Source organism: Streptomonospora nanhaiensis, from assembly GCF_026642255.1.
Classification (GTDB): Bacteria; Actinomycetota; Actinomycetes; order Streptosporangiales; family Streptosporangiaceae; genus Nocardiopsis; species Nocardiopsis tropica.
The window spans coordinates 3,575,704-3,600,859 of the sequence record NZ_CP113264.1; the positions used below are offsets into that span (position 1 = coordinate 3,575,704).

The window sequence follows — 25,156 nt, forward strand, 5'->3', positions numbered from 1 at the left end:
TCTCTCTCGGTCGCCAGAGCCCCACAGCCTAGCCACCGGGAGGCGGGCGCCCCCGTGCCGGGGCGGCCGGAGACGCTACCCGGACACCGCCCGCAGGGGAACGGGTCCGCGCAGGGTGAGGCGGTCCAGGGCCGCGGCGGTCCCCTCGTCGGCGGGGAGGTAGACCACCAGGCGCTGGCCTCCGGCGTCCAGGCTCTCGTAGGACAACTACAGCTCGCCCGCCTCCGGGTGCACCAGGCGTTCGAGGCCGGTGCGCCGGGGCACGGCAGGCGCCGCCGCGAGCCGGTCGGTGAAGGGCGCGCCGCCCACGATCTCCAGCTCCTCCACCAGGTGCGCGAGAAAGGGGTCGTCGAGCGCGCTCTCGGCCCTGAGCTCGGCGATCCGCTCGTCCGCGACGCCGTCCCAGTCCGGGTACACCTGCCGCCCCCGGTCGTCGGCGAACACGAACCACCACCGGTTCACCGGCTCGCCGTCCTCGTCCAGGAGCCCGACCGGGCCCGCCAGGCGCGCAGGAACTCTCCCAATGCGTTGTCGTCCATGGGCCGAGTCCAGGATCGGGCGCCCCTGCCGTCCTGGCCCCCTCACGGCCAGCCTCGCCACGGCCTTCCTCCGCGCCCGCCTCCTCTCCACACTGGCCCCATGACCTTCACACCGGACGAAACCGCCCACCCGCACGGCCGGCCCCCGGCGAGCAGGCCGCGCCCGGCGGCGGACCGGCCCGCCCGCACCGGGGGCGCCGCACACGCGACGGGGGAAGCCGCCTGATGCGCTACCGGCTCCTGGGTCCCTCGGGCCTGCGCGTCTCCCAGCTCTTCCTCGGAGCGATGACCTTCTCCGGGCCCGAGGAGGCGCGCCGCATGGTCGACCTCTACCAGGCCGCGGGCGGCAACGTCATCGACACCGCCTCCGCCTACCGCGACAGCGAGGAGGTCGTGGGCGGACTCCTGCGGGGGCGCCGCGACCGGTTCGTGCTCGCCACCAAGTACGCCCTGCCCCGGGACCCCACCGACCCCAACACCGGCGGCACCCACCGCAAGAACCTCGCCTGCTCCCTCGACCGGAGCCTGCGACGGCTGCGCACCGACTACGTCGACCTGCTGTGGGTGCACACCTGGGACGAGTACACCCCCGTGGAGGAGACCATGCGCGCCCTGGACGAGGCGGTGCGCGCGGGAAAGGTCCTGTACGTGGGGGCCTCCAACCTTCCGGCGTGGCTCGTCGCCCAGGCCAACACCCTGGCCCTGTGGCGGGACTGGTCCCCCTTTGTGGGCGTGCAGGTGCCCTACAGCCTCCTGCGGCGCGACATCGAACGCGAACTGCTGCCCATGTCCGAGGCCCTGGGGCTGAGCGCGGCCACCTACGGCGGCCTGGCCGCCGGGGTGCTCTCGGGCAGGTTCACCGGCCCCGGCGCCGAGGCCTCCGGCCGCCGGGTCGACGCCGCCGCCCTCTCCCCGCACGAGCACGGGGCCGCACGCGCCGTACGCGAGGTGGCCGGGGAGGTGGGGGCGAGCCCGGCCCAGGTCGCGATCGCCTGGACCCTGGCCCGCTCGCACACCGTCCACCCGATCATCGGCGCCGGCACCGCCGACCAGCTCCGGGACAACCTGGGCGCGGTCCGGGTGGACCTGCCCGAGCAGGCGGTGCGCCGCCTGGACGCGGTGGCCGGGTTCGACCCCGGATATCCGGGACCCGAGGACAGGGGCACGCGCTCATGGCTGAACGGCGACAGCGAGGTGGTCCCGCCGTCCAGGAACGGGGCGCAGGTTTCCCAGGGGCCGACGGTCCTCGCCCCAGGGGGACCCGTGCCGAACGCGCCCGTGCCACACGCGCGGGCCGCCGCTTCCACGCCCCTCACCTCCTGGCCGGGGCGTGGAAGCGGGCCAGGTCCACGGGCCAGGCGTCGGCGTACCCGACCCCGCGCTCGGGCGGCAGCCGCCGACCGGTGAGGGCGTCGGTACGGGCGACCGCGGCGACGCCCCGCGCGTCCAGCGGGTGGAGCCCTCCCCCGTCGAGCCGCCACCCGCACACGCTCTTGAGGGGGACGGCGCGGCCGTCGGGCAGGGTGTGGGAGGTGCGGTCGGTGAAGGTGCGCAGCACGGCCGTCCCGGGGGAGCCGTCCAGGAGGGCCGCGCCCAGGGCGTCGACCACCTCGGGGTGCTCGACGCTGAGCACGCCCAGACGGCGCCGCAGGCAGGTGTAGGCGGAGGAGGTGGTGAGGAGGGTGAGGATGTGCAGGTCGCCGGGGGCGCCGTCCAGGAGCGGGTCGAGGAGGGCCCGGACCTTGTGGGAGTCCATACCTACGGAGTATGCGGGGTCGGAGGCGGCCGGAACCGGTTGTCCACAGACCCGGTTCCGGCCCTTCTCGCCCCTGTCCGCCCCGGGCCGGGCTCAGTGCCCCTGGGAGACGTCCAGTGACCTGGGCGTGAGTACGAACACGGCCACCGCGGCGGCCAGCAGCGCGAGGCCGCCCGCCAGACTGATCTGTGTCAGCGACTCGCTGAAGGCCGACCGGGCCAGCGCGGCGAGCTCGGCGGAGCCGGTCTCGGCGGCGATGTCGAGGGCTCCCCCGAGCGACTCCTGGGCGGCGAGCACCGTCTGCTCGCCCAGGCCGGTGCCGGTGAGGAGCCCCACGGGCAGCTCCGCCCGGTAGACCGCCGCGGCGGCACTGCCCAGGACGGCCACCCCCAGGACGTTGCCCAGGTCGTAGGAGGTCTCCTCGATGGCGGCGGCGTTGCCCGCCTTCGCCTGCGGGGTGCTGGACATGATGACGGCCGAGGCGATCGCCAGGGAGCCCGAACCCGTTCCGAGCAGGACGAGGGCGACCATGACCACCGGGTAGGACAGCGGCCCCGGCAGGGCGAACATCAGCACGAACCCCAGCGCGGCCACGAACAGCCCGCCCGCCAGCACGGTGCGGCTCCCCAGGCGCCGGGCCAGCACCGGCGCCAGAGGCGAGGCCACCGCGGCGCCCAGCGCCATCGGCAGCAGCCGCACCCCCGCCTGCAGCGGCGAGTGCCCCTCCACGAGCTGGAGCCACTGGGCGACCAGGAGCAGCATCGCCGCCATGGCGAACATGGAGGCCAGCGCGGCCACGGTCCCCGCGGTGAAGGACGGGGAGGAGAACAGACGCACCTCCAGCAGCGGGTCCGGGCGCCTGAGGCAGCGCACCACGAACCAGCCCAGCACCAGCGCGCCCAGGGCGAACGCCAGCAGCGCCGAGGGGTCCAGGATCCCGGCCTTGCTGAACTGCTTGATGCCCCACACCAGCGCGACCATGCCCACGATCGACAGCACGGTCGCCACCATGTCCCAGCTGCCCGGGTGCGGGTCGCGGGCCTCGGGCAGCAGGAGCAGCCCCGCCAGGAGGCCCGCGGCCATGAACGGCACGTTGACCAGGAACGCCGCGTGCCAGGAGAAGTGCTCCAGCAGCAGCCCGCTCACGATGGGGCCCACCGCCGCGCCCAGCGACGCGATGGCCGCCCAGATCCCCAGCGCGGTGGCGCGCTCGCGGGGGTCGGGGAACACGGTGCGGATCATCGACAGGGTGGTGGGCATGATCATCGCCCCGCCCACGCCCAGCAGGACGCGCACCGCGATCACGGTGCCGGGGCTGTCGGCCGCCAGTACCGCGAGCGAGGCGCCGCCGAAGACCGCGAAGCCGGCCAGCAGCATCCTCTTGCGGCCCCACCGGTCGCTCAGGGCGCTCATCGTCACCAGGAGCCCGGCCAGCACCAGGGAGTAGGCGTCCACGATCCACAGCTGCTGGCCGGAGGTGGGCCTCAGGTCGGCCGAGAGCGCCGGCAGGGCCACGTTGAGGATGGTCATGTCCATGACGACCACGAGGAGGCTGCCGGAGAGCACCATCAGCGCGGCCCAGCGCCGGGCGGCCGACATCGGCCCCTTCCCGGTGGTGGCGGTCGGGGCGGGATCGGTTCCCATCAGAGCTCCGTGTCGGTGGTGGCGGCCCGGCCCATCAGGGCGGTGACCGCGAAGGCGAGTTCGTCCGGGTCCAGGGGGTCGTCGTGCGTCAGGGCGTGCAGCATCGCCCCGTCCACGTACAGGGCCAGCGCCCGCGCGGCCCGGGGGGTGGTGTGCTCGGCCAGGATCCGCACCAGCCCCTCGAACCAGCGCAGTGTCAGCGGGCGCAGGTCGGGCCGGTGCACTCCGGCCAGGTACAGCTCGGCGTCGGCCCGCACCCGGGGGCCCTGGCGCAGGTAGTCGTGCAGGAGCGCGGCCACGGCGGCCGGGTCGCCCCGGTCGCGGGCGATCTGCCCGGCGAGCTCGCGCAGGGCCTCGTCGGTGTCCTGGGCCAGGTGCTCCAGGGCCGCTGTGCTGAGGTCGTCCAGCGTGGCGAAGTAGTAGGTGGTGGCGCCCAGCGGCACACGGGCGCGCGCGGCGACGCCGCGGTGGGTGAGGCCGGAGACGCCGCTCTCGGTGATCAGCGCGGCGGCGGCCTCGACGATGCTCCGGCGGCGCCCCTGGGGGTCGCGTCGGGCGCTCACCGCCGCACCGCCCCGGGCGCGCGGCCGTTCCTGCGGCGCATACGTATCCCTCCTGCCCCGGACAAGCTCTAGTACATCTGTACATGTACGAGAGTACTGGAACCCCGAACGCCCCCGAGGCCCTGCGGCGGAGGTGATCCCGGCCACTCCGGAACCCCCGCGCCCCGGTCGGGGCGCGTCACCGTGCGCAGTATCCCCGGCTCACGGGGCCGCAGGAGCACGACAGGGGCCACCGGCCTTCCACCGACCTACTCTAATACTCCCCAAAACTCCCTTTATTGGTTCGCTTTTAGGGAAGTTTGGTTTACTTTGGTGGCACATGTTCGTCTGTGTCGACCGGGGCCCCTTGCCCCGACGGACACGGGCGGCCGATCCGGGGAGGACCGCTCGACCCATGAGTGCGATCTACAAGACCGAAGCGGGGGAACAGGAGCTGCGCCGCCGCTACCAGGAGGAGCTGCGCACCTGGCCTGTTCCCGCCGACCACCTGCGGGTGCCCACCCGCGAGGGCGAGACCTTCGTGCTCGCCTCGGGCCCCGCGAACGCGCCCCCCGTGGTCCTGCTGCACGGATCGGGGGCCAACGCGACGATGTGGCGCCAGGACGCGGCCGCCTGGGCAGGGCACTTCCGCACCTACGCCGTGGACCTGGTGGGCGAACCCGGCCTGAGCGCCCCCTCCCGCCCGCCCCTGTCCTCGGGCGCCCACCGGCTCTGGCTCGACGACGTGCTGGAGGGACTGGGGCTCGTCGACACGGCCCTGGTCGGCACCTCCCTGGGCGGCTGGATGGCACTGGACTACGCCGCCCACCGCCCCGACCGGGTGCGCCGCCTGGCACTGCTGTGCCCCGGGGGCGTGGGCGCCCAGAAAGTGGGATGGCTGTTCGCGACCCTCCTGCTGCGACCCTTCGGGCGCCGGGGCCGGCGCCGCTCGGTGCTGGTGGCCACCGGCCTGGACGCGCTCTCGGCCGGCCCCGCCCTGGACCGGATCAGCCTGACCTTCGAGCAGTTCCGGCCGCGCACGGAGCGGCTCCCGGTGTTCTCCGACGACACCCTGCGCCGCCTGACCATGCCGGTGCAGGTGAGCGTGGGCGAGCGGGACGCGATGTTCGACTCCGCGGGAACCGCGAGCCGCGTGCGAAGGTGCGTGCCGCACGCCTCCGTGCACGTCCTGCCCGGGGTCGGGCACGCGATCCTGGACCGGTCCGGGGCCGTCCTGGAATTCCTCCGCGCCTGACCACGGCGGGCCCGACCCGGGGCGGACACCCGGGCCGGGCCGTACAGGAGCCCGGCCACAGCCGGCCGGGGACCGGCCCCGCCGATCCGCGCGAACAAGCGGGCCACCGGCTACCGGTCGGCCCGCCCCGCAACCAGGAGGAACCCGGGGTCAGGCACGGCGCGCGGCCCACACGGTGCGTTCGGTGCGCACCGCCAGGTCCTCGCGGCGCAGGATGCCGTGCGGGCTCCCGGCGTCCAGGAGCCGGTCGAGCGCGGCGAGGTCCTCCGGGGAGAGCTCCGCGGCCACGGCGGTGCGGATGCGCTGCAGTCCGCCGAGCGCGTAGCGGCCGACCGCCTCGCTGCGGGAGCCCTTGACGTCCACGGAGACCGTGCGCTCGCCCTCGACCGTGAACCCGGCGGCGGCCAGCATCGGACCCCAGTCCGCACCGCGGTGGGGCAGGTGCTCGGCGTGCAGGCGGTCGGCCACGGCATGGCAGCGCTCCTCCAGGCCGGGCCTCTCCTCCGGGGCGCCCTCGGGCAGGAATCGCGGGAACCCGGCCAGTTCGACGACGGCGAACAGGCCGCCGGGCGCGAGCGCGCCACGGACGTTGCGCAGGGCGCGGTCGGGGTCGGACAGGTGGTGCATCGAGGCCGACGCCCACACCAGGTCCGGTGAGCCGAGGTCGGGCCACCCGGGTGCGTCCAGGTCGGCCTGCACCGTGCGCACGCGCGCGCCGACGCCGCGGTCAAAGGCCTTGGCGCGCAGCCGCTGCAGGTGCCCGGCGGAGGTGTCCACGGCCGTGACGTGCGCGTCGGGGAAGCGCTCCAGGAGGGCGAAGGTCCCCGCGCCCGTGCCGCAGCCCAGGTCCACGATCCGGCGCGGGACGGTCTCCAGCGGCAGCCACGCGGTGATCGAGGCCATGTGTTCGGCGAGGACCTCGGCGTCCAGGTCGAGGATCTCCGCCTGGACCTCGGAGTCGTGCTCCCGGTGGTGCTCGTGCCGGGTGCCGTGGTGGGAAGTGTGCGAGTGCGCTTCGTTCATGCCTTCACCGTAGGACGGTCATGCCTTTGAAGCGCGATTCCTTCCCCGTTGCGCAAGACGATGGTCGGATGCGCGGCCCGACGCGCAAGACACGGGGGTCGAGGAGGATCGGTAGGGGATGGCGGCCTCAGGACCCACCGGCCCACCGGTCGCCGGTGAGCGCCTCCGACACCCCGGCCGCGCCCACCTCGCCGGGCAGGGCACAGCGGCGGGCGGTGTCCAAGCCGACGTGATCGGCCCGGCCGCCAGAGCACGTCGACCGGTTCGGCGCCGTCGGCGGGGCCGGTCCCGCCGATCCGATGCCGCCCCCGGGCCGGTGAGCTCACCCGTCGGAGCCCCGACCCCCGGGAGCCTCGCCCTCGCGCTGGTGTCCGCGGCGGGCGTCGCGGTCGAAGATGCCCAGGATCTCGCAGGGGCCGCCCTCGGCGCCGATCGCGTGCGGCATCATCGTGGGGAACTCGGCAGCCTGGTTCGCCTCGACGCGGAACCGGCGGTGGCCGAGCATGAGGGTCGCGGTGCCGGACAGGACGACGAGCCATTCGCGCCCGGGGTGGGCACGCATGCGCGCAGGGTTGTCGGGCGGCGGTTCGGTCATGCGCTGGCGCACCACGCTCATGCCGGGGTCACCCTTGACGGGCCAGCGCATCAGGCCGTGGGCGGCGTCGATCATCGGACTGGTGACGATGTCGTCGGTGGCGGTCTCCACGAGCTGGTCCAGCGTGGTGTCCAGGGCCCGGGCGAGGGTGACCAGCTGGTCCAGGGCCAGGCGGCGCCTGCCGTTCTCGATGCGGCTCAGCGAGGACTGGCTCAGGTGGGCACGGGTGGCCAGTTCGGCCAGGGACCACCCCTGCGCCACCCGCAGGGCACGGATGCGTTTGCGTACGAGGCTGTCCAGCTCCCCGTCTTCTTGCGTCATGAGCAATAGCGTATGCCTCCGGTGCGCCCGGGGCCGTCCCTGTGGGCGCGGAGCCCGACACGAGGGCAAAGCCGAGGCCCCTGCGTAGGGGGCCCGGTAGTTCTCGCGGAAAATCCAACGCTGAGCCTCCCCCGCCGGTTGGCTGTTCGCCGACGGTCACCCCTCACCCCCCGACCGGAGTCTCACGTCGGCCACCCAGGTCTTCTCCGAGGCCGAACCCGCCCAGCTCCGCGCGTTCCCCGACACCATCAGCTCCCAGGAGCTGATCCGCTACTTCACCCTGGCCCCCACCGACGCCGAGTTCGTCGAACACCGCCGCGGAGCGGCCAACCGACTCGGCCGGCGGTGCAACTGTGCACACTGCCCTGGCCCGGGTACGTGCCCACCGACCTGACCGGGGTCCCCGCCCCCGCTCCGGCTGCGATGGCGGGCGATGAAGGAGGCCCAGGCCAAGGAGCTGGAGACCTGCCCGCTCGCCCGCGCGATGGAGCACGACTCGCCCACCGCCCTGTTCCGCGCCGCGTGCGCGCACCTTCGCAGCGCGTGTGTGATCCGGCCCGGCCCGGTGTGGCAGCACGGAGGACCGAACCGGGGCGCCGCCGCCCGTACGTCCACGTCAGCCGCTGCGCCTACGAGCGCACACGCGGGTGCCGACACGGTCAGTCCGTGGTGAAGCTGGACAGGGCCGCGGCCGGGAGGCGGCTGCCTGCCGAGCCGTGGGGGAGGATCTCCGTGATGCGGGCCAGTTCGGCGGCGGAGAGCTGGACGTCGGTGGCGCCGGCGTTCTCCTCGATGCGCTTGGTGCTGCGGGTGCCGGGAATGGGCGCGACGTCCTCGCCCTGGGCGAGCAGCCAGGCCAGCGCGAGTTGGGCGGTGGTGATGCCCTTGGTGTCGGCCAGATTCTTGAGCTGTTCGGTGGCGTGCAGGTTGTAGGCGTAGTTCTCGCCCTGCCAACGTTCGTCCCAGCTGCGCATGTCGTCCGCGGCGTACTCGCCGGCGGGCTTGACCTGGCCGGTGAGGAAGCCGCGGCCGAGCGGGGAGTAGGGCACCAGGCCGATGCCGAGTTCCCGCAGAACGGGAAGGATCTCCTCCTCGACCTCCCGCTCGAAGAGCGAGTACTCGTACTGGAGCACGGAGACCGGGGTGACGGCGTGGGCGCGGCGGATGTACCGGGGGCCGACGTTGCTCAGGCCGAAGTACCTCACCTTGCCTTCGGTGATCAGTTCGCCGACCGCGCCGGCGACCTCCTCGACCGGGATGTCGGGGTCGGAGATGTGCTGGTAGAAGAGGTCGATGTGGTCGCTCTGCAGGTAGCGCATGCTGTTCTCGGCGACCTTGCGGATGTTTTCCGGGCGGCTGTCGAAGGCGGAGCCGATCGCCGGGGCGGTCATGTCGAAGCCGAACTTGGTGGCGAGGACCACCTCGTCGCGGAAGTCTTTGACCGCCTTGCCCAGGAGGATCTCGTTGCTGCCGGTCCCGGCGCCGTACAGCTCGGCGGTGTCGAAGAAGTCGATCCCGAGTTCGTGGGCGCGGCGGATGGTCGCGATGCCCTCGTCGTCGTTCGAGGCGCCGTAGGCCATGGACATGCCCATGGTCCCCAGGCCGAGCGCCGAGACGCGCAGACCCTGAGAGCCCAGATTGCGGTGCTGCATGAGTTCACTCCCTCAACGGTTCGCCGGTTCCACCCAGAGGTCAAACCGAACTGTTCGGTTTGACACTACGCGTCGATCACCGTAACGGCAAACCGAACGGTTCGGTGCTCTACCCTGGGGATATGCCTCAGTCTCGCGACTCCGATCAGAGCACAGCAGCAGCCGCCGTCGGCGACGCCACCCGCGAGCGCATTCTCAACGCTGCCATGGAGGAGTTCGCCCGCCATGGCATCGCAGGCGCCCGTGTGGACCGCATCGCCAAGCTCGCCAGAACCAGCAAAGAACGCGTCTACGCCTACTTTCGCGGCAAAGACGCGCTCTATGCCGACGTCACTGCACGGGAGTACGTCGTCATCGCCGAGGCCACCCAGATAGACCCGTCCGACCTCCCCGGCTACGCGGGCCGCCTGTTCGACTACTTCGTCGCCCGTCCAGACCACCACCGCCTGATCACCTGGGGCCGCCTCGAACTGCCGGGCGCCGCAGCCGGTGCCGACGATCCCGCCCAGGCAGCGATCGCCCGCAAGATCGACCAGATCCGCCAAGTGCAGCAGGCCGGACAGCTCGACCCCGCCTGGGACCCGGCGGACGTCCTCGCCCTGGTGAATCAGATCGCCATGACCTGGGCCTCTCAGCCCGAACTCAGCGAGGCCGCCGCCGCACACGCCGTGGACCCCACCATCGCCGCCCGCCGCGCCGCGGTGGTGACCGCCGTCGAGCGGCTCTTCCCTCGAGCGCGCTGAGGTTCCCCGACCTGCGGCAGCCCTGCCCGGACATCCCCCGAACGGCGCCGGCCACCCCTGCCGCTCACCGATGGGCACATCCTGCTGACGAATCAGCGCTCCCGGGGTCCCGATAAGCCGGAAAGGGGCAACGGTCGGCTGGCCGCGACCACGGCACGCCGACACCGGGGCGGCTCGCAGCGATGGACGCCCTCGTTCGTGCGGGCCGGTCTGGCACCGTGCGGCGGTGCGCACCCTCGTTTGCTCAACCGGGTCGAGCGCTGAGCGTTGGATTTTCCACGAAAGCTACCGGGCCCCGTGTACGCGGGCGATGCCCGACCAGGGGCCGCCAGGGCCTCAGGGCACTGGGTCCCGCCCGTGTCGCCCCGCGACCGGCGTCCTTCCCGTGGGCGGCCGTTCCCCGCCCCTCGTTAATAACGTTTCGTTGGTAACGTAACTCAACAACAAAAACCCCTCGAGCACACGAAACGAATCCCTGGAGGCCCCCGAATCCTCACCCCCGATAAGTGAACCTTATCGGGGGTTACCCCCGTGGGGGCGGCCGAGGCCCCCGGCGACCCCCTCCAGGGCCCCACAACGTAATTCAGGGCAGGTCAGGGGGCATCGAGAACGCGATGGGTACACCATCGCCTGAATTCAGTGACCGCTGTCATGTCGCCGGGTGCGGGGCCCTCTTCACGCCGCGGGGGCCGACGCCCCCTGGATCACACCCGTGCGGACCCCGGTGCGGTGAGCCGCCGGACGTGCGCCGGCGCACCCCGGGACCCGTGCTCGTGACGAAGACCGGCAGGCCCGGTCGGCTTCCGGGAGGCGAACTGCGGTGACCTCGCAGTGCACGACGGCCAGGCTTACCCCGGCCCCGCGGGGGATCGCGCCCAGCGACGGGCCATCGGCGCGACGGGCCAGGGTCGCGCGGCGCCTGTCGGCCGGTCCCGAGAGCGGGATCCCGCCCTGCTGGGGGTCAGACGAGGCCGCGTTCCCAGCAGATGCGGACGGCTTGCGCGCGGTCGGCGGCTCCCAGCTTCGAGTACGTGTGGAGGAGATGGGTTTTGACGGTGGACTCGCTGATTCGCAGTCGGGTTGCGATCGCTCTGTTGGTGAGGCCGTCGGCGACGAGGCGCAGTACGTCGATTTCTCTGGTGCTGAGCTCGGTCTCCGCCTCGCGTCCGAGGAGGGCCGCGAGTGCTGCGGGTGCCAGCACCGGCCGGCCAACGGCCAGGTCGCGCACGGCGCGGACCAGTTCGGTGCGCGATGCGTCCTTGAGCAGGTATCCGTCTGCGCCGGCGTTGAGGGCGCTGCGGATGTCACGATCGGTGTCGTAGGTCGTGAGGACCAGCACTCGCGGTCGGCCCCGGGTTCTGTTCTTGACGAGTTCCCGGATCGCGGGGACACCGTCGCCGTCCGACATGCGCAGGTCCATGAGGACGACGTCCGGTTCGGTGTCGGCGATGACAACCAGGCCTCGGGGGCCGCTGTCCGCCTCGCCGACCACGTCGATGCCGGGCTCGTCGGCGAAGACTCCGGCCAGGCCGTGCCTGACGATCGGATGGTCGTCGACGATGACGATTCGAACGGCGCTCATCGTGGCACCTTCGCTGCGATCGTGGTGCCGTGGCCGGGGTCGGATTCGACGATCAGATGGCCGCCGACTTCGGCGAGTCGCTCCTTCATTCCCGAGAGACCCCTCCCTCGAACTATCGTGCCGGGATCGAATCCGACGCCGTCGTCCGCGACGTCCAGCAGCAGGGTGTCAGGGAGCCAGCTCAGCGTCACGGTGACCGACGAGGCCCGGGCATGGCGTGCGACATTGGCCAACGACTCCTGCGTGACTCGTAGCACCACGTCGTCACCGTCGCCGGCGACCGGGGCTCCGACGACGACGAGTTCGGCCGGCGTTGCCTGAGACGCGGCCCAGCGTTCGATGAGGCCGCGGAGCGCGCTGGTGAGATCGTCCTTGGCCAGTTGGTGTGGAGCCAGGGCGCGCACGGCTCTGCGTGCCTCGGAGAGGCAGTCCCTTGCTGCGTGCTCCGCCCGTTCGATCCCCGGCCGTGCACTCTGCCCGAGATCGCCGGGGAGCGCCTCGAGCTGGCGGATCACTCCGACGAGGCCCTGGGCCACCGTGTCGTGGATCTCGCGCGACAGCCGGGCGCGTTCCTGAGCGACGCCCGCGGAGCGGGCTTGTTCGAGCAGTAGCTCGTGAAGGGCGAGGTTCTCCCGGTGAGCTTCGGCGAGTTCGGCGGCGACGCGCTCCCGTTCGTCCGCGTGCTCCTCCCGCAACTGCGCGAACCATGTCATCGCGCCGGCGAGGCCGACGTTGACCAGGAGCAGGGTGACGAAGACGAGCGGGCTGGTCGTCACGCCTGCAACAGCGCCCGCCTGGCCGAAGGCGCACAGCAGAGCCGTACCGATGATCCCTGCGAAGACGACACGTCGAGGCAGGAAACGCTCGACGTCGAGGAAGCCCAGAAAGGCGTAGACGCACAGAAACGGGTTGAGGGTGACCCCCGCCAGCAGGGTGAGGCCGTGCACGAGGTAGAGGGCCGTCGCCAGGCGGCTGCCCTCGTGCGCCCTCTGGTACACCAGTTCCATACAGACGCGGAGCACGAGCAGCACGACGATCGGTGACACGACCCGCAGCGGAGCCGGCTCCGCTCGATCACTGAGAAGAGGAGGGAAGTCTCCGCCGATTCCCAGGCTGATCGCGAGCACGAGGGAGAGCGCGGCGACCGACAATCCGATCCACAGCGCGGAGGCTCCCGCCGGGCCGGCAGATGTCGGCGCCGGGCCTCGCCCCGATCCGCTTCGTCTTGGCACCACTCGATTGTCGCCGTCCCGAACGACGATCCGCCGGCGTCTCCGCTCCACCGATCGGTGGATATCCGGCTGCCCCGATGATCGATGTGCCGGCCCGGTGCGATCCGTAGCGTCGCCGGCATGACGACCTCCTCCAAGGAACCGGCCCCTGTCCGCACGGCGGAGCCCGCCGGCCGCCCGCAACGGATACACGGACTGGATGCGCTTCGTGGCGGTGCCTTGCTGCTGGGCATCGTGTTGCACGCATGCGTGCCGTTCATCGCGACCCAGTCCTGGTTCTTCCACGATCGATACACGTCGGTGGGACTCGCCGAGACGAACTTCGTCATCCACTCGTTCAGGATGGTGCTGTTCATGACGCTGGCCGGTTACTTCGGGGCTCTGATGCTCGACCGGCGCGGCGCCCGGCGGTACGTGGGTGATCGAGCCAAGCGCGTCCTGCTGCCCATGTTCGCGTTCTGGCCGGTCGCGGTGTTTCCGCTCGGCCTGCTGGCGCTCATGTTCGCAAGCACTCGTCCCGGCACGGCGCAGCCCGAGGTGACCGACCCGCTGGTCATGTTCGGTCCCGGTCAGCTCTGGTTCCTTCTCGTGCTCATGGAATGCATCGTGATCACTGTGGCGGTGCGCGCTCTGCTCATCCGGTTCATCGGGAGGGAACGGACGTCGGCGTTCTCCGAGCGGATGGCGACGCTGTTCTCGTCGCGCGCCGGCGTCCTCGTGGCATCCGTGCCCTACACCGTCGTCGTGTTGATCCAGGGGAGGCCGATGTCGGGGATCATCGAGCCCGCAACGATCGTTCCCGAGGTCGCCCCACTCGTCGGATACCTCGGCGCCTTCGCGGTCGGCTGGGCACTGCGCCGTCGCTCCGACGCACTGGCCGGAATCAGCAGGGACTGGGCCGCGTATCTCACCGTCGGGGCGATCAGCCTGTCGATCATGCTGATCGCCCAAGGGCAGGTTCCGCTACCCATGGGCGCGGCGTTGGTCGCCCTCGGCGGATGGTGCGTGACCTACGGTCTGATCGGCGTGTGCGTGCGCTTCCTCAGCCGCCCCCGCCCGGCGATCCGGTACCTGGCCGACGCCTCCTACTGGATGTACCTGATGCACCTGCCGATCGTGGTCGCCATCGGGATGAGCCTTGCGGACCTGAACCTCCCGGTCGCGGTCAAGCTGTCGATCACCCTGATCGGTTCCAGCGCGATGCTGCTCCTCACGTACCAGCTAGCCGTCCGCTGCACACCGCTCGGCGCCTGGCTGAACGGACACCGACACCCGTGGAAGAGCGCCGAACGAGGGGCGTGAACGCCGCTTGGCCGCTCCCGCGCTGCCGGTGTCCCAGTAGTTTTCGCGGAGCATCCGACGTTTTCTCCCGGCTCCACGCCCCGCCCGGAGCCCCGCCCCACGGGCAACGCCACGGGGCCGCGTCCGGAACACGCGACCGCCCGCTGTCGGACCCCTCCGGCACAATGCGGCCCATGAACCCATCAGCCACACCCGCCCACCACGCCCTGAACTACGTGGAACTCACCGTCACCGACCTGCAGGAGGCCCAACGGTTCTACGCCGAGGCGTTCGGGTGGCGCTTCAACGACTACGGCCCCATGTACGCGGGCATCCGGGGCCCGGGGGAGGAGGACCACGAGGTCGGCGGCCTCACCACCCAGGGCCGGGTGCGGCCCGGAGGCCCCTTCGTGCTGCTCTTCTCCCAGGACCTGGACCGGTCGGTGGAGGCGGTCACCCGCGCCGGGGGGCGCATCGTCGAAGCCCCCTACGCCTTCCCGGGCGGGCGCCGCTTCCACTTCGCCGACCCCAGCGGCAACGAACTGGGGGTATGGGCGCACTCCTAGACCCACCGCCGGGGCGGGGCCCGCACACCGCGCCGACCCCGCCCCGGCCGCCCACCGCCCCCGGGCGTGGGAATCCCGCCCCACGGCGCGGCCCGGCTCCTCCACCGCGCCCCGGGTGCGGCGGCGCCCCGCACCCCCCAGGAGGAACCCCTCCCGAGGGTTCCTCCGCCCTACCGGGCCAGCAGGGCGCGCAGCGCCTTGACGACCTCCGCCGGGTCCTCCTCCGCCATGAAGTGGCCGCAGGAGACCGTGGCGTGGTGCAGGTCCCGCGCCCACTCCCTCCACCGGGACAGGGCGTCGAAGCCGAGCTCGGACCCCCAGTCCTGCTGGAGCACCGTCACGGGCATCGACAACGTCCGCCCCGCCGCCCGGTCGGCCTCGTCGTCGGCCACGTCCACCCCGGCCGAGGCCCGGTAGTCGGCGACGATGGAGGGCACCGCCTCCCGGCTCGCCCGCAGGTAGGCGGCGCGCACCGGCGCCGGGATCGCCTCGGGGTCGCGCGCCCACACGTCCAGGAAGTGACCGAAGAACACGTCGGGCTCCGCGCCGATCAACGCCTCGGGCAGACCCGGCCGCTGCGCCATCAGGTACAGGTGGAAGCCCACCGACGCCGACACCCCGTGCATCACGTCCCACATGTCCAGGGTCGGCAGCACGTCCAGCGACGCCAGGTGGGTGACGGCGCCGGGGTGGTCCAGGCCCGCGCGGATCGCGACCAGCGCACCGCGGTCGTGGCCCGCCAGCGCGAACCGGTCGTGGCCCAGGGCCGCGGCCAGGGCGACCACGTCCGCGGCCATGGTCCGCTTGGCGTAGGCGCGCCCGTCGGTGTCGGCGGGCTTGTCGCTGTCACCGTAGCCGCGCAGGTCCGGGCAGATGACGGTGTGGTCGGCGGCCAGGTCCGCCGCCACGTGGCGCCACATCAGGTGCGTCTGCGGAAACCCGTGCAACAGCACCAGGGGGCTGCCCGAGCCCCCCACGGCGGCGTTGAGCGCCACCCCCTCGGCCACGGGCACACGCTGGTAGTCGAATCCGCTGATCCTCGGTTCCACGGTTACCTCCACTGGTTCGGTTCTTCGTCCAGAGCATGCCGGGCGCGGATGAGCAGGCGATGAGCGCCCGCTGAGCGCCCCCGCCTGCGACGACCGGCCACGGCCCCGAGCCCGCTACCGTGGAGGACATGACGGGGGAACACGAGGACACGGCCGTGGAGCTGCGCGTCCTGGGCCCCTTGGAGGCCCGCCGCGCCCAGGGGCCGCTCCCCCTCCCCGGCCCCCGCCACCGGGCCGTCCTGGCACGGCTGATCCTGGCCCGGGGCCGCACCGTCCCCGTGGACCTGCTCGTGGAGGACCTGTGGGAACACCCCCGCGAGGGCTCGGTGTCCGCGGTCCGCACCTTCGTCTCCGCGCTGCGCCGCTCCCTGGAACCCGACCGGGCCCCGCGCCGGCCCGCCCACCTGCTCGTGACCGCCCCGCCCGGCTACGCCCTGCGCACCGGCCCCGAGGGCGTCGACGCCTGGAGGTTCGAGGCCGCCCTGACCCGCACCGGCACCCACCTGGACACCGGGGAGCCGGGCCCCGCACTGGCCGAACTGGACCGGGCGCTGGCCCTGTGGCGCGGCCCCGCCTACGCCGAGTTCACCGCCTACCCGTGGGCGCACCAGGAGGCCGACCGCCTCGAAGGGCTGCGGCTCCTGGCCGTGGAACAGCGCGCCCGCGCCCTGCTGGATTTGGGCCGCGCCGAGCAGGCCGCCGCCGACCTGCACCCCCACGCCGCCGCCCACCCCCTGCGCGAGAACGCCTGGAACCTGCTGGCCCTGGCCCTGTACCGGTGCGGGCGCCAGGGGGAGGCCCTGCACGCCCTGCGCCGCGCCCGCCGCACCCTGGCCGACGAACTCGGCGTGGACCCCGGCCCCGACCTGCGCCGCCTCGAAGCCGACATCCTCTCCCACGCACCCCGCCTGACTCCCCCCACCCCCACCCCCACCCCCGCGGCCCCCGACCTGCCCGACCGCCCCCTCCCCGCCGATCACCCCTTCGTGGGCCGCGCCCACGAACTGGACCTGCTCGAACAGGCCGCCGCCACCGCCACCGCACACGCCCGCACCACACCCGTCCTGGTCTCCGGCGACGCCGGGGCGGGCAAGAGCGCCCTGGCCCGCGAACTCACCCGGCGCCTGGCCCACCGCGGCTGGCGCACCGCCTGGGGGCGCAGCCCCGAACACGACGGAGCCCCGCCCACCTGGCCCTGGACACAGATCACCACCGCCCTGACCGGCACCGACACCGACACACCCCACCCCGGCCCCACCTCGGGCGACCCCGCCGCCGCACGCTTCCACACCCTGCGCAGCACCACCGACCTCCTGACACGCACCACCGGCCAGGGCCCCCTCCTGCTCGTCCTGGAGGACCTGCACCGCGCCGCGCAGGAAACCCTGGAACTGCTCACCGCCCTGGTCGCCGAACACATCCCCGGCCCCCTGCTCATCGTGGGCACCCACCGCACCGGGGAGATCTCCGCACCCCTGGCCGCAGCCCTGGCCCGCCTGGCCCCCCACGAACCCGTCCGCGTCTACCTGGGCGGACTCCCCCAGGACACCACCGGCGAACTCCTGCGCACCGTCCTGGACCACGACGTGGACGCCCCCACCCTGCGCACCATCCACCGGCGCAGCGGCGGCAACCCCTTCTTCGCCCGCGAACTCGCCCGCCTGCTGCGCACCGACGGCCCGAGCGCCCTGGCCACCGTCCCCGCCGGCGTACGCGACGTCATCCGCCACCGCCTGGCCGCCCTGCCCCCGCCCGCGCAGCGCCTCCTGCACCAGGCCGCCGTCATCGGCCACGACATCGACCCCGACGTCCTGGCCGTCCTGGCCCCGGACCAGGACACCCACCTGGACGCCCTGGACGCCGCCCTGGACGCCGGCTTCCTCACCCAGCAGGACACACCGCTGCGCTTCTCCCACGTCCTGGTGCGCGACACCCTCTACGACTCCCTGTCCCACCCCCGCCGGGCCCGCTGGCACACCGCCGCCGCCGAGGCGATCGCCGCCCTGCACCCGGACCGGCCCGGCGCCGACGCCGCCCTGGCCCACCACTACGCCCGCGCGCACACCCCCGCCACCGCCGCCCTGGCCGCGCACCACGCCCGCGCCGCCGCCCTGCAGGCCGAACACCGCTTCGCCCCCCACGAGGCCGCCCGCCTGTGGCAGGACGCCCTCACCGCCCACGACCGCTCCGGCGAGGAGGACCCCCGCGCCCGCCTGGACGCCCTCACCGGACTGGTGCGGGCCCTGGCCCTCACCGGCCGTCTGGAGTCCGCCCGCCACCACCGCGGCCGGGCCGTCGCCGAGGCCGACCGGCTCGGCGACCCCGACCTGAGCGCCCGCGTCATCACCGCCTTCGACGTGCCCGCCCTGTGGCCCCGCAACGACGACCCGGGCCTGTCCGCGCACCTGGTCCGCGCCACCGAACGCACCCTGGCCGCCCTGCCCCGGGACCGCGAGGCCCTGCGCGCCCGCCTGCTGGCCGCCCAGGCACTGGAGATGCGCGGAACCCTCGACGGGCGCGGCGCCCGGGCCGCCCGTCTGGCCGAGCAGAGCGCCCGACGCCTGGACGAGCCCGCACTGCTCGCCCTGGCGCTCAACGCCCGCTTCATGCAGTCCTTCTCCCGCACCGGCCAGGCCCCGCAACGGCTGCGCATCGGCGCCGAACTGGTCGCGCTGGCCACCGAGCACTCCCTGGTCACCTTCGAGGTCCTGGGCCACCTCATCCTGGTCCAGGCCCACGCGGCCCTGGCCGACCTGGCCGCCGCCGACACCCACATGCGCGCCGCCGACCGGCTGGGCGCCCTCCACGAGATCCCCCTCGTGGGCGTGTTCACCCACTGGTACGCGGCACTGCGCCTGGCCGTGACCGGCACCGCCCGCGAGGCCGAGGCCGCCTACCGCACCGCGAGCGTGCGCCTGGCGGGAGGCGGCATGCCCGGCATGGAGGAGGGGCTGCTGGACCTGGCCCTGGTGTGCCTGCACCTGCAGCACGGCCACCCCCCGCCCACCACCGACGCCCCCGGCCCCCACGCACCGTGGATCCGCGCCCTCACCGACCCCGACCGGCCACCGCTGCCGCCCCGACCGCCCCCCGGGCTGCTCACCGAGGCCCTGGCCTGCCTGGGCGCCCGGGCCGCCGTCGAACGCGGCGACCGCGCCGCCATGGAACGGGCCCACAGCCTGCTGCTGCCCGCCGCCGGGGAACTGGCCGGGGCCGGCAGCGGACTGCTCACCCTGGGCCCGGTCGCCCACCAGCTCGGCGACCTCGCCCTGGCCCTGGGCGACCCCGGCCGGGCCGCAGGCCACTACCGCCGGGCCCTGGAGACCGCCGAGCGGGCCGGCGCACCGCACTGGGCGAGCGCCGCCCGCCGCGCCGCGGACGCACTGGGCTGAGCGCCCCGCACCCGCAGCCGGGTCCCGCGCCGGGGCGGCCGGGCCCGGCCACGGGTGTGGCAGCATCCCTGTCATGTCCGTACGCGAACTCGTCGTCCTGGGGACCTCCAGCGCGGTGCCCACCCGCCGCCGCAACCACAACGGCTACTTCCTGCGCTGGGACGGCCACGGCATCCTGTTCGACCCGGGCGAGGGCACCCAGCGCCAGATGCGCACGGCCGGGCTCGCCGCCACCGACATCACCCGCATCTGCCTCACCCACTTCCACGGCGACCACAGCCTGGGGCTGCCCGGCACCCTGCAGCGCATCGCCCGCGACCAGGTCCCCCACACCGTGCGGGTCTCCTACCCCGCCCAGGGCGAGGAGTACTGGCGCAGGCTGCGCCACGCCACCCCCTTCCGCGACACCGACGCCGTCCTGCCCCAACCGGTCGGCGGCCTGGGCGCCTGCCCGCTGGGCGAGGAGGACCTGACGCTGACCGCGTTGCCGCTGCGCCACTCGGTCCCCGCCTACGGGTACCGGCTCGCCGAGCCCGACGGGTGGCGGATGCTCCCCGAACGGCTGGCCGCCCACGGGGTCCGCGGCCCCCTGGTGGGACGCCTGCAGCGCGAGGGCGCGGTCACCACCGGCGACGGGCGCCGGGTGGAACTGGCCCAGTGCGCCCGCCCGCGCCGCGGCCAGGTGTTCGCGTTCGTCATGGACACCGCCGAGTGCGAGGGCGCCCTGGAACTGGCACGCGGCGCCGACATGCTGGTGATCGAGTCCACCTACCTGGACACCGAGGAGGGGCTGGCCGCCTCCTACGGGCACCTGACCGCACGCCAGGCCGGGCGCATCGCCGCCCGGGCGGGGGTGCGCACCCTGGTGCTGACCCACATCTCCGAACGCTACGAGCACAGCGAGGACCCGCTCTTCACCGCCCAGGCCGGCCAGGAGTTCGACGGCCGCATCGTCCTGGCCCAGGACCTGGACCGCATCCCCCTGCCGGCCCGCGACTCCTGAAGGGGCGCCCCCGCACGGGGCGGGCGCGCGGGCGCCGAGTTCACCACTCGGACACGGAGGAGCGCCGGGCGTTCACGCACCGTTGCGCCGCGCTCGCTACGTTCGCACCGTCAGCGCACCCGGCAGAAAGGCCCGGCACCCCATGCCCGCCTCCCCCCGATCCGCCGCCCGCCGCACCCTCGCCGTCCTGAGCGGCGCCGCCCTGGCGATGGCCGCCCTCCCGGCCTCCCCCCACGCCCTGGCCCAGACCGCCCCCGAACGCGTCATCCTCTCCCCCACCGCCGACCCCTCCACCTCCCAGACCCTCACCTGGCGCACCGACGACGCCGGCAGCCAGGTCCTGGAGATCGCCCCCGGGGCCGCCCCCGACCAGGTCACCCGCGTCCCCGCGCGCACCACCGCCCGCATCGGCGGCACCTACCACGCCGCCACCGCCACCGGCCTGGAACCCGACACCGCCTACCGGTACCGGGTCGGCGACGGGGCCGGCGCCGACACCCCCTGGCGCACCCTCACCACCCCCGCCCAGGACGCGCAGCCCTTCGACTTCCTCTACTTCGGCGACATCCAGAACGACATCACCCGGGGCGCCGCCCCCGTGGTCCGCGCCGCCCTGGCCGCCGAACCCGACGCCGAACTGGCCGTGCACGCGGGCGACCTCGTCGACAGCGCCAACAGCGACTCCCAGTGGGGGGAGTGGTTCGACGCCTTCGGCGCCCAGGCCACCGGCGGCATCAACCACATCGCCGCCCCCGGCAACCACGAGTACTCCGGCCTGAACCTGAGCGGCCACTGGGCCCCGCAGTTCCCCGGCGCCGCCAACGGGCCCGCCTCCGGCCGCGACCTGCCCCGGACCGTCTACCACACCGACTACCAGGGTGTGCGCTTCATCGTCCTGAACTCCAACTACCGCAACGCCGCCCCGCTCAACGCGTCGGCGTGGCTGCGCACCCAGCAGCAGTGGCTGGAGCAGGCCCTGAGCCAGAACCCCCACCGGTGGACCGTGGTCACCTTCCACCACCCCGTCTTCTCCAACAGCCCCGGCCGCGACAACGCCCCCCTGCGCCAGGCCTGGCTGCAGACCCTGGAGGAGTACGACGTGGACCTGGTCCTGCAGGGCCACGACCACTCCTACAGCCGCGGCAACCTGGTACGGAACCGCACCGGCGACCCCGACGTGCAGACCGGCCCCGTCTACGCGGTCACGGTGACCGGCCCCAAGATGTACGACGTCGGCGACGGCAACTGGACCGCCAACGGGGCCGAGGCCCGCGTGCAGCTCGGCCACACCCAGACCTTCCAGGCGGTGTCGGTGGACGGCGACACCCTGCGGTACCGGGCGCGCACCGCCCAGGGCACGGTCGTGGACTCCTTCACCATCGTCAAGGACCAGGACGGCAAGCGCGTCACCGACACCCTCTGACCCCCGCTCCCCCCTCCAGGGGTGTCCCCGTGTTCGGGCGGGGACACCCCGCCCCCCGGGGCGGCAGGAGCCTCCCGCACACGGCGCGCCCCCGGGCACGGCGCCCCGCGGACCACCTGCCCGCACCCGCCCGGACGCTTCGTCCGCGAACGCACCGTCCATGACGCATCCTGGAGGACATGCACGCTCCCGACGGATCCCGCCTGGCCGCCCTGGCCGCACTCCTGGCCGACCCCACCCGGGCCGGGGTGTGCCTGGCCCTGCTGGACGGGCGCGCCTGGACCGCCGGGGAACTCGCCCGCCACACCGGTGTGGGCGCCTCCACCATCAGCGCGCACCTGACCAGGCTCACCGAGGGCGGCCTCCTCGCCCAGGAACGCCAGGGCCGCCACCGCTACGTCCGCCTGGCCGACGCGGGCGCGGCCCGCCTGGTCGAGACCCTGGCCTCCCAGGCCGCCCCCGCCGCCGACCCCCCGCGCACCCTGCGCACCTCACGCGCCAACGAGGCCCTGGCCCGCGCACGCACCTGCTACGACCACCTGGCCGGACGCCTGGGCTGCGCCCTCACCGACGCCATGACCCGCCGCGGACTGCTCCGCCAGGACACCGGGTTCGCCCTCACCGAGGACGGCCTGGCCTGGTTCGGCGACCACTCCATCCCCCTGGAGCGCACCCGCTCACGCCCCCTGGCCCGCCCCTGCCTGGACTGGACCGAACGCCGCACCCACCTGGCCGGGACCGCCGGAGCCGCACTGTGCGCCCACGCCCTGAACGCGCGCTGGCTCACCCGGATCGGCTCGGGCCGCGCCCTGAGGATCACCGACCGGGGGGCGCAGGCCCTGGGGGAGGCCCTGGGCCTGGACGCGGACACACTTCGCTGAGCGCCGCAGCGTCCGCCCCCTACCGTCCTCCCATGACCTCCTCGCACACCCCCGCCACCGGGCCGCCCCGGCAGCCGCAGGCCTCACCGTGCTGCTGTGGGCCTCGGCCTTCGTCTGCATCCGCAGCGCCGGGGAGTTCTACTCCCCCGGCTCCCTGGCCCTGGGCCGCCTGGCGGCCGGCTCCCTGGTCGCACTCCTGGCGGCGACCCGCACAGGCCTGCCCGCCCGCGCCGCCTGGCCGGGCATCGCCGCCTCGGGCGTGCTCTGGTTCGGGGTGTACACGGTCGCCCTGAACCGGGGCGAGCGCGAGGTCGACGCGGGCACCGCCGCCATGGTCGTCAACCTCGGGCCGGTCCTCATCGCCCTGCTGGGCGCCGCGTGGTCGGGCGAGGGGCTCCCCCGCCCGCTGCTGTGGGGGACAGCGGTCGCCTTCACCGGCGCCGTGGTCGCGGGGATCGCCACCGCCGGCGCCGAGGACGCCTCCGTCCTGGGCGTCCTGCTGTGCCTGGTGGCCGCGGTGACCTACGCCGTCGGCACGGTCTGCCAAAAGCCCGCACTGCGCCACGCCTCCCCCCTGCAGGTCTGCGCGTTCGGCTGCCTGGTGGGCACGGCCGCGTGCGTGCCCTTCGCCGGGGACCTGGCCGCCGAGGCGGCCCGCGCCCCCGCCGCGGCCACGCTCAACATGCTCTACCTGGGGGTGTTCCCGACCGCGATCGCCTTCACCACGTGGGCTTACGCCCTGGCGCGCATGCCCGCGGGCCGGCTGGGCGCCACCACCTACCTGGTGCCGGTCCTGGTGGTGGTGCTCTCCTGGGCGGTCCTGGGGGAGACGCCCGCGCCGCCGGCGTTCGCGGGAGGGGCCCTGTGCCTGGCCGGGGTGGCGATCTCCCGCCGCCGTTCGCCCGCACCGCCCTCCCCCGCGCACGAGGGCCCGCCGACGGCGCCCTCCCCCGGCCGCGCATCAGGTGCGTGAGCGGCCCGCCTGCGGGCCGACGGTCCCCCCGCGCGAGGAGGCGGCGCCCCGGCCTCAGCCGCCGCGGGGGGCGTCCAGCAGTGCGCGGGCGCGCCGGTGCAGGTCCTCGACCTCGCCCGTGCGCGCCGCCCCGCGGGAGCGGGGCTCGCCCGAGGCCAGGGCGTGGGCCTCGCGCAGCGCGACCAGTGCGCGGGCCAGGCCCCGCCGGGCGGCCGGGTGGGCGCCGCCCTCCCGCTCCAGCGCCAGGCGGGCCCGCTCCCCCTCGGCCAGGGCGGCCTCCAGGTGCTCGTCGGCCCTGCGGTTGGCCAGCACGGCGCACACCACGATGCCCACCGCGGCCCCCAGCACGGTCGCCCACAGCCGCTCGGCCGCCAGGTCCTGCGCCCCGCCCGCCGGGTGGGCCAGCCCCGACAGGGCCAGGGTGAGCGGGGTGACGAACACGATCGCGTAGGAGTAGTTGGTGACCACCACCATCTCCGCGGCCATCTGGCACAGCACCACCAGCGCGATGACGCCCAGGGGCGAGTAGTCGAAGGAGAAGAGCACGGCCGCCAGGGCCACGCCCACGAGCGTGCCCAGGGCGCGCTGCAGGGTGCGGTGCCAGGTGGTGGTGACGTCGGTGGCCTGCAGGACCGACCCGGCCGAGACGGCCGCCCAGTACCCGTGGTCCATCCCCGCGGCCCAGGCCAGGGCCCCGGCGAGCAGGGAGGCCAGCCCCACCCGGGCCACCGAGACCGGGGTGGGCGAGGGGGAACGCAGCGCACCGCGCAGGCGCTCGGCCGCACCGGGCGCGGGGGTGCTGTGCCGGCGCAGGTGCTCGGCGTGGGCGGCCAGGGCGGCGCGCTCGCGGCCCGCGACCAGGGGCCGCACCCCGCGCTCGCGCCGTGTGCGGCGGGCGAGCTCGCCCATCTCGGCGGCGGCACGGGCGTCGCCGAGGGCGTCCCCCGTGCCGCCGAGCAGGGACTCGGCCCGGGCGGTGAGGATCTCCAGCGACTCCAGCACGGAGGCGCTCCCCGGCCGGGCGGGGCGGGTACGGGAGAGCAGCGTGGTCCAGGCGTGCTGCACGGCGGCCTCGGCGGCGGCGCGGGTGGCGCCGGTGGGCCCGCCCAGGTGACGGGCCAGGGCGTACAGGGCGCGGGAGACCGCCAGGCGCTCGGGGGCGGTGGGGTGGACCAGGGCTCCGGCCACGGCCGCGGCCCAGCACAGGGCGGCGGCCGCCGCGGTGACGGCCACCTCCAGGGGGAGCGCGGCCAGGGTCTGCGGGTTGTAGGCGGCCACACCGGTGGCGAAGACGAACATCAGCCCCGCGGGGGCGCCGAAGGCCAGCGCGTCGGAGAGGTACTTGGCTCCGGCGGCCACCAGGGAGCCCGCCAGGACCGCGGCCAGGGGGTGGGAGAACAGGGCCGCGGTGAGCCCGCCCACCGCCACCGCCAGGGTGAGGGCGGCGCCGACGACGGCCAGGACCCGGGCGCGGCGGGCGTAGGTGTCGTCGCGCGCGTACAGGGCGGTGAAGCAGCCCATGGCGGCGTAGGGCGCCAGGTCCACGCGACCCAGGGCGTGGAGCAGCAGCAGGGGCAGGGCCACGCACGCCCCCGCGCGCAGGGCGGTGAGGGTGACGTTGCCGTGGACGCGGCGGGGGGCGAAGGCCCCGCGGACACCGAGGACGCCGCGCAGGGACGCCACTTTCGACAAAAAGTAATTCAC

General features: G+C 74.2%; 24 protein-coding genes. 12 read left to right on the plus strand and 12 right to left on the minus strand.

Annotated features, from left to right (window positions below):
* Positions 1-75 precede the first annotated feature (75 nt).
* The gene (locus OUQ99_RS15475) at positions 76-207 is read right to left on the minus strand and encodes a hypothetical protein (protein ID WP_267950161.1); all 132 of its coding nucleotides are present in this window, start codon (positions 205-207) and stop codon (positions 76-78) included.
* Positions 208-744, minus strand: coding sequence for a hypothetical protein (locus OUQ99_RS15480; RefSeq protein WP_346660245.1), 537 nt, complete (start codon positions 742-744; stop codon positions 208-210).
* 20 nt (positions 745-764) lie between these two features.
* On the opposite strand from OUQ99_RS15480, the gene OUQ99_RS15485 reads away from it, so the two are divergent.
* A complete protein-coding gene (locus tag OUQ99_RS15485) occupies positions 765-1,946 on the plus strand; it encodes an aldo/keto reductase (RefSeq protein ID WP_346660246.1) in 1,182 nt (393 codons plus the stop codon).
* On the opposite strand, the gene OUQ99_RS15490 is transcribed toward OUQ99_RS15485, so the two are convergent.
* The 3 genes from OUQ99_RS15490 to OUQ99_RS15500 form a co-directional block, all read right to left on the minus strand.
* A complete protein-coding gene (locus tag OUQ99_RS15490) occupies positions 1,852-2,295 on the minus strand; it encodes a hypothetical protein (protein WP_267950162.1) in 444 nt (147 codons plus the stop codon). The two genes, OUQ99_RS15485 and OUQ99_RS15490, sit on opposite strands and share 95 nt — an antisense overlap.
* A 93-nt stretch (positions 2,296-2,388) precedes the next feature.
* The gene (locus OUQ99_RS15495) at positions 2,389-3,894 is read right to left on the minus strand and encodes an MFS transporter (protein ID WP_267950394.1); all 1,506 of its coding nucleotides are present in this window, start codon (positions 3,892-3,894) and stop codon (positions 2,389-2,391) included.
* 44 nt (positions 3,895-3,938) lie between these two features.
* Positions 3,939-4,502, minus strand: a complete 564-nt coding sequence (locus tag OUQ99_RS15500) for a TetR/AcrR family transcriptional regulator (RefSeq protein ID WP_267950163.1) — start codon at positions 4,500-4,502, stop codon at positions 3,939-3,941.
* Positions 4,503-4,896: 394 nt separating this feature from the next.
* On the opposite strand from OUQ99_RS15500, the gene OUQ99_RS15505 reads away from it, so the two are divergent.
* Positions 4,897-5,736: an alpha/beta fold hydrolase gene (locus OUQ99_RS15505; protein ID WP_267950164.1), complete on the plus strand. Its 840-nt coding sequence runs from the start codon at positions 4,897-4,899 to the stop codon at positions 5,734-5,736.
* Between the two features lie 150 nt (positions 5,737-5,886).
* Here OUQ99_RS15505 and OUQ99_RS15510 read toward each other — a convergent pair whose 3' ends face one another.
* Both OUQ99_RS15510 and OUQ99_RS15515 read right to left on the minus strand, forming a co-directional pair.
* Positions 5,887-6,759 (minus strand): class I SAM-dependent methyltransferase, encoded by an 873-nt coding sequence (locus OUQ99_RS15510; RefSeq protein WP_267950165.1) that lies wholly within the window; start codon positions 6,757-6,759, stop codon positions 5,887-5,889.
* 322 nt (positions 6,760-7,081) lie between these two features.
* Positions 7,082-7,675, minus strand: coding sequence for an XRE family transcriptional regulator (locus OUQ99_RS15515; RefSeq protein WP_267950166.1), 594 nt, complete (start codon positions 7,673-7,675; stop codon positions 7,082-7,084).
* A gap of 142 nt (positions 7,676-7,817) precedes the next feature.
* Between OUQ99_RS15515 and OUQ99_RS31715 the strand changes: the two genes are divergently transcribed.
* On the plus strand, positions 7,818-8,069 hold the full coding sequence (locus OUQ99_RS31715; RefSeq protein ID WP_431061528.1) for a DUF4158 domain-containing protein: 252 nt from the start codon (positions 7,818-7,820) through the stop codon (positions 8,067-8,069).
* 24 nt (positions 8,070-8,093) lie between these two features.
* Positions 8,094-8,348 carry a hypothetical protein gene (locus OUQ99_RS31720; protein ID WP_431061529.1) on the plus strand — a complete coding sequence of 85 codons (255 nt, stop codon included), beginning with the start codon at positions 8,094-8,096 and terminating at the stop codon, positions 8,346-8,348.
* On the opposite strand, the gene OUQ99_RS15520 is transcribed toward OUQ99_RS31720, so the two are convergent.
* Positions 8,335-9,327, minus strand: a complete 993-nt coding sequence (locus OUQ99_RS15520) for an aldo/keto reductase (protein ID WP_267950167.1) — start codon at positions 9,325-9,327, stop codon at positions 8,335-8,337. The two genes, OUQ99_RS31720 and OUQ99_RS15520, sit on opposite strands and share 14 nt — an antisense overlap.
* 122 nt (positions 9,328-9,449) lie before the next feature.
* Between OUQ99_RS15520 and OUQ99_RS15525 the strand changes: the two genes are divergently transcribed.
* Positions 9,450-10,070, plus strand: a complete 621-nt coding sequence (locus OUQ99_RS15525; protein ID WP_267950168.1) for a TetR family transcriptional regulator — start codon at positions 9,450-9,452, stop codon at positions 10,068-10,070.
* 961 nt (positions 10,071-11,031) lie between these two features.
* Here the strand turns inward: OUQ99_RS15525 and OUQ99_RS15530 are convergent.
* Both OUQ99_RS15530 and OUQ99_RS15535 read right to left on the minus strand, forming a co-directional pair.
* Complete coding sequence (locus OUQ99_RS15530; protein ID WP_267950169.1) at positions 11,032-11,652, minus strand: response regulator; 621 nt, start codon at positions 11,650-11,652, stop codon at positions 11,032-11,034.
* Positions 11,649-12,698, minus strand: coding sequence for a sensor histidine kinase (locus tag OUQ99_RS15535; RefSeq protein WP_267950170.1), 1,050 nt, complete (start codon positions 12,696-12,698; stop codon positions 11,649-11,651). Before OUQ99_RS15535 ends, OUQ99_RS15530 begins: the two co-directional genes overlap by 4 nt.
* Positions 12,699-13,004: 306 nt before the next feature.
* Here OUQ99_RS15535 and OUQ99_RS15540 point away from each other — a divergent pair, with 306 nt between their 5' ends.
* Together OUQ99_RS15540 and OUQ99_RS15545 are read left to right on the plus strand one after the other, a co-directional pair.
* Positions 13,005-14,186, plus strand: coding sequence for an acyltransferase family protein (locus OUQ99_RS15540; protein ID WP_267950171.1), 1,182 nt, complete (start codon positions 13,005-13,007; stop codon positions 14,184-14,186).
* Positions 14,187-14,359: 173 nt separating this feature from the next.
* Positions 14,360-14,731 (plus strand): VOC family protein, encoded by a 372-nt coding sequence (locus OUQ99_RS15545; protein ID WP_267950172.1) that lies wholly within the window; start codon positions 14,360-14,362, stop codon positions 14,729-14,731.
* Positions 14,732-14,901: 170 nt separating this feature from the next.
* Here OUQ99_RS15545 and OUQ99_RS15550 read toward each other — a convergent pair whose 3' ends face one another.
* Positions 14,902-15,780, minus strand: a complete 879-nt coding sequence (locus tag OUQ99_RS15550; RefSeq protein WP_267950173.1) for an alpha/beta fold hydrolase — start codon at positions 15,778-15,780, stop codon at positions 14,902-14,904.
* 128 nt (positions 15,781-15,908) lie between these two features.
* Between OUQ99_RS15550 and OUQ99_RS15555 the strand changes: the two genes are divergently transcribed.
* From OUQ99_RS15555 to OUQ99_RS15575, 5 genes are all read left to right on the plus strand, one after another.
* On the plus strand, positions 15,909-19,172 hold the full coding sequence (locus tag OUQ99_RS15555) for a BTAD domain-containing putative transcriptional regulator (protein WP_267950174.1): 3,264 nt from the start codon (positions 15,909-15,911) through the stop codon (positions 19,170-19,172).
* A gap of 73 nt (positions 19,173-19,245) precedes the next feature.
* Positions 19,246-20,175: a ribonuclease Z gene (locus OUQ99_RS15560; protein WP_267950175.1), complete on the plus strand. Its 930-nt coding sequence runs from the start codon at positions 19,246-19,248 to the stop codon at positions 20,173-20,175.
* A gap of 142 nt (positions 20,176-20,317) precedes the next feature.
* Complete coding sequence (locus OUQ99_RS15565) at positions 20,318-21,598, plus strand: purple acid phosphatase family protein (RefSeq protein ID WP_267950176.1); 1,281 nt, start codon at positions 20,318-20,320, stop codon at positions 21,596-21,598.
* Positions 21,599-21,777: 179 nt separating this feature from the next.
* On the plus strand, positions 21,778-22,479 hold the full coding sequence (locus tag OUQ99_RS15570; protein ID WP_267950177.1) for an ArsR/SmtB family transcription factor: 702 nt from the start codon (positions 21,778-21,780) through the stop codon (positions 22,477-22,479).
* 88 nt (positions 22,480-22,567) lie between these two features.
* Positions 22,568-23,452: a DMT family transporter gene (locus OUQ99_RS15575; protein ID WP_267950178.1), complete on the plus strand. Its 885-nt coding sequence runs from the start codon at positions 22,568-22,570 to the stop codon at positions 23,450-23,452.
* 54 nt (positions 23,453-23,506) lie between these two features.
* Here OUQ99_RS15575 and OUQ99_RS15580 read toward each other — a convergent pair whose 3' ends face one another.
* Complete coding sequence (locus OUQ99_RS15580; RefSeq protein WP_267950179.1) at positions 23,507-25,156, minus strand: FUSC family protein; 1,650 nt, start codon at positions 25,154-25,156, stop codon at positions 23,507-23,509.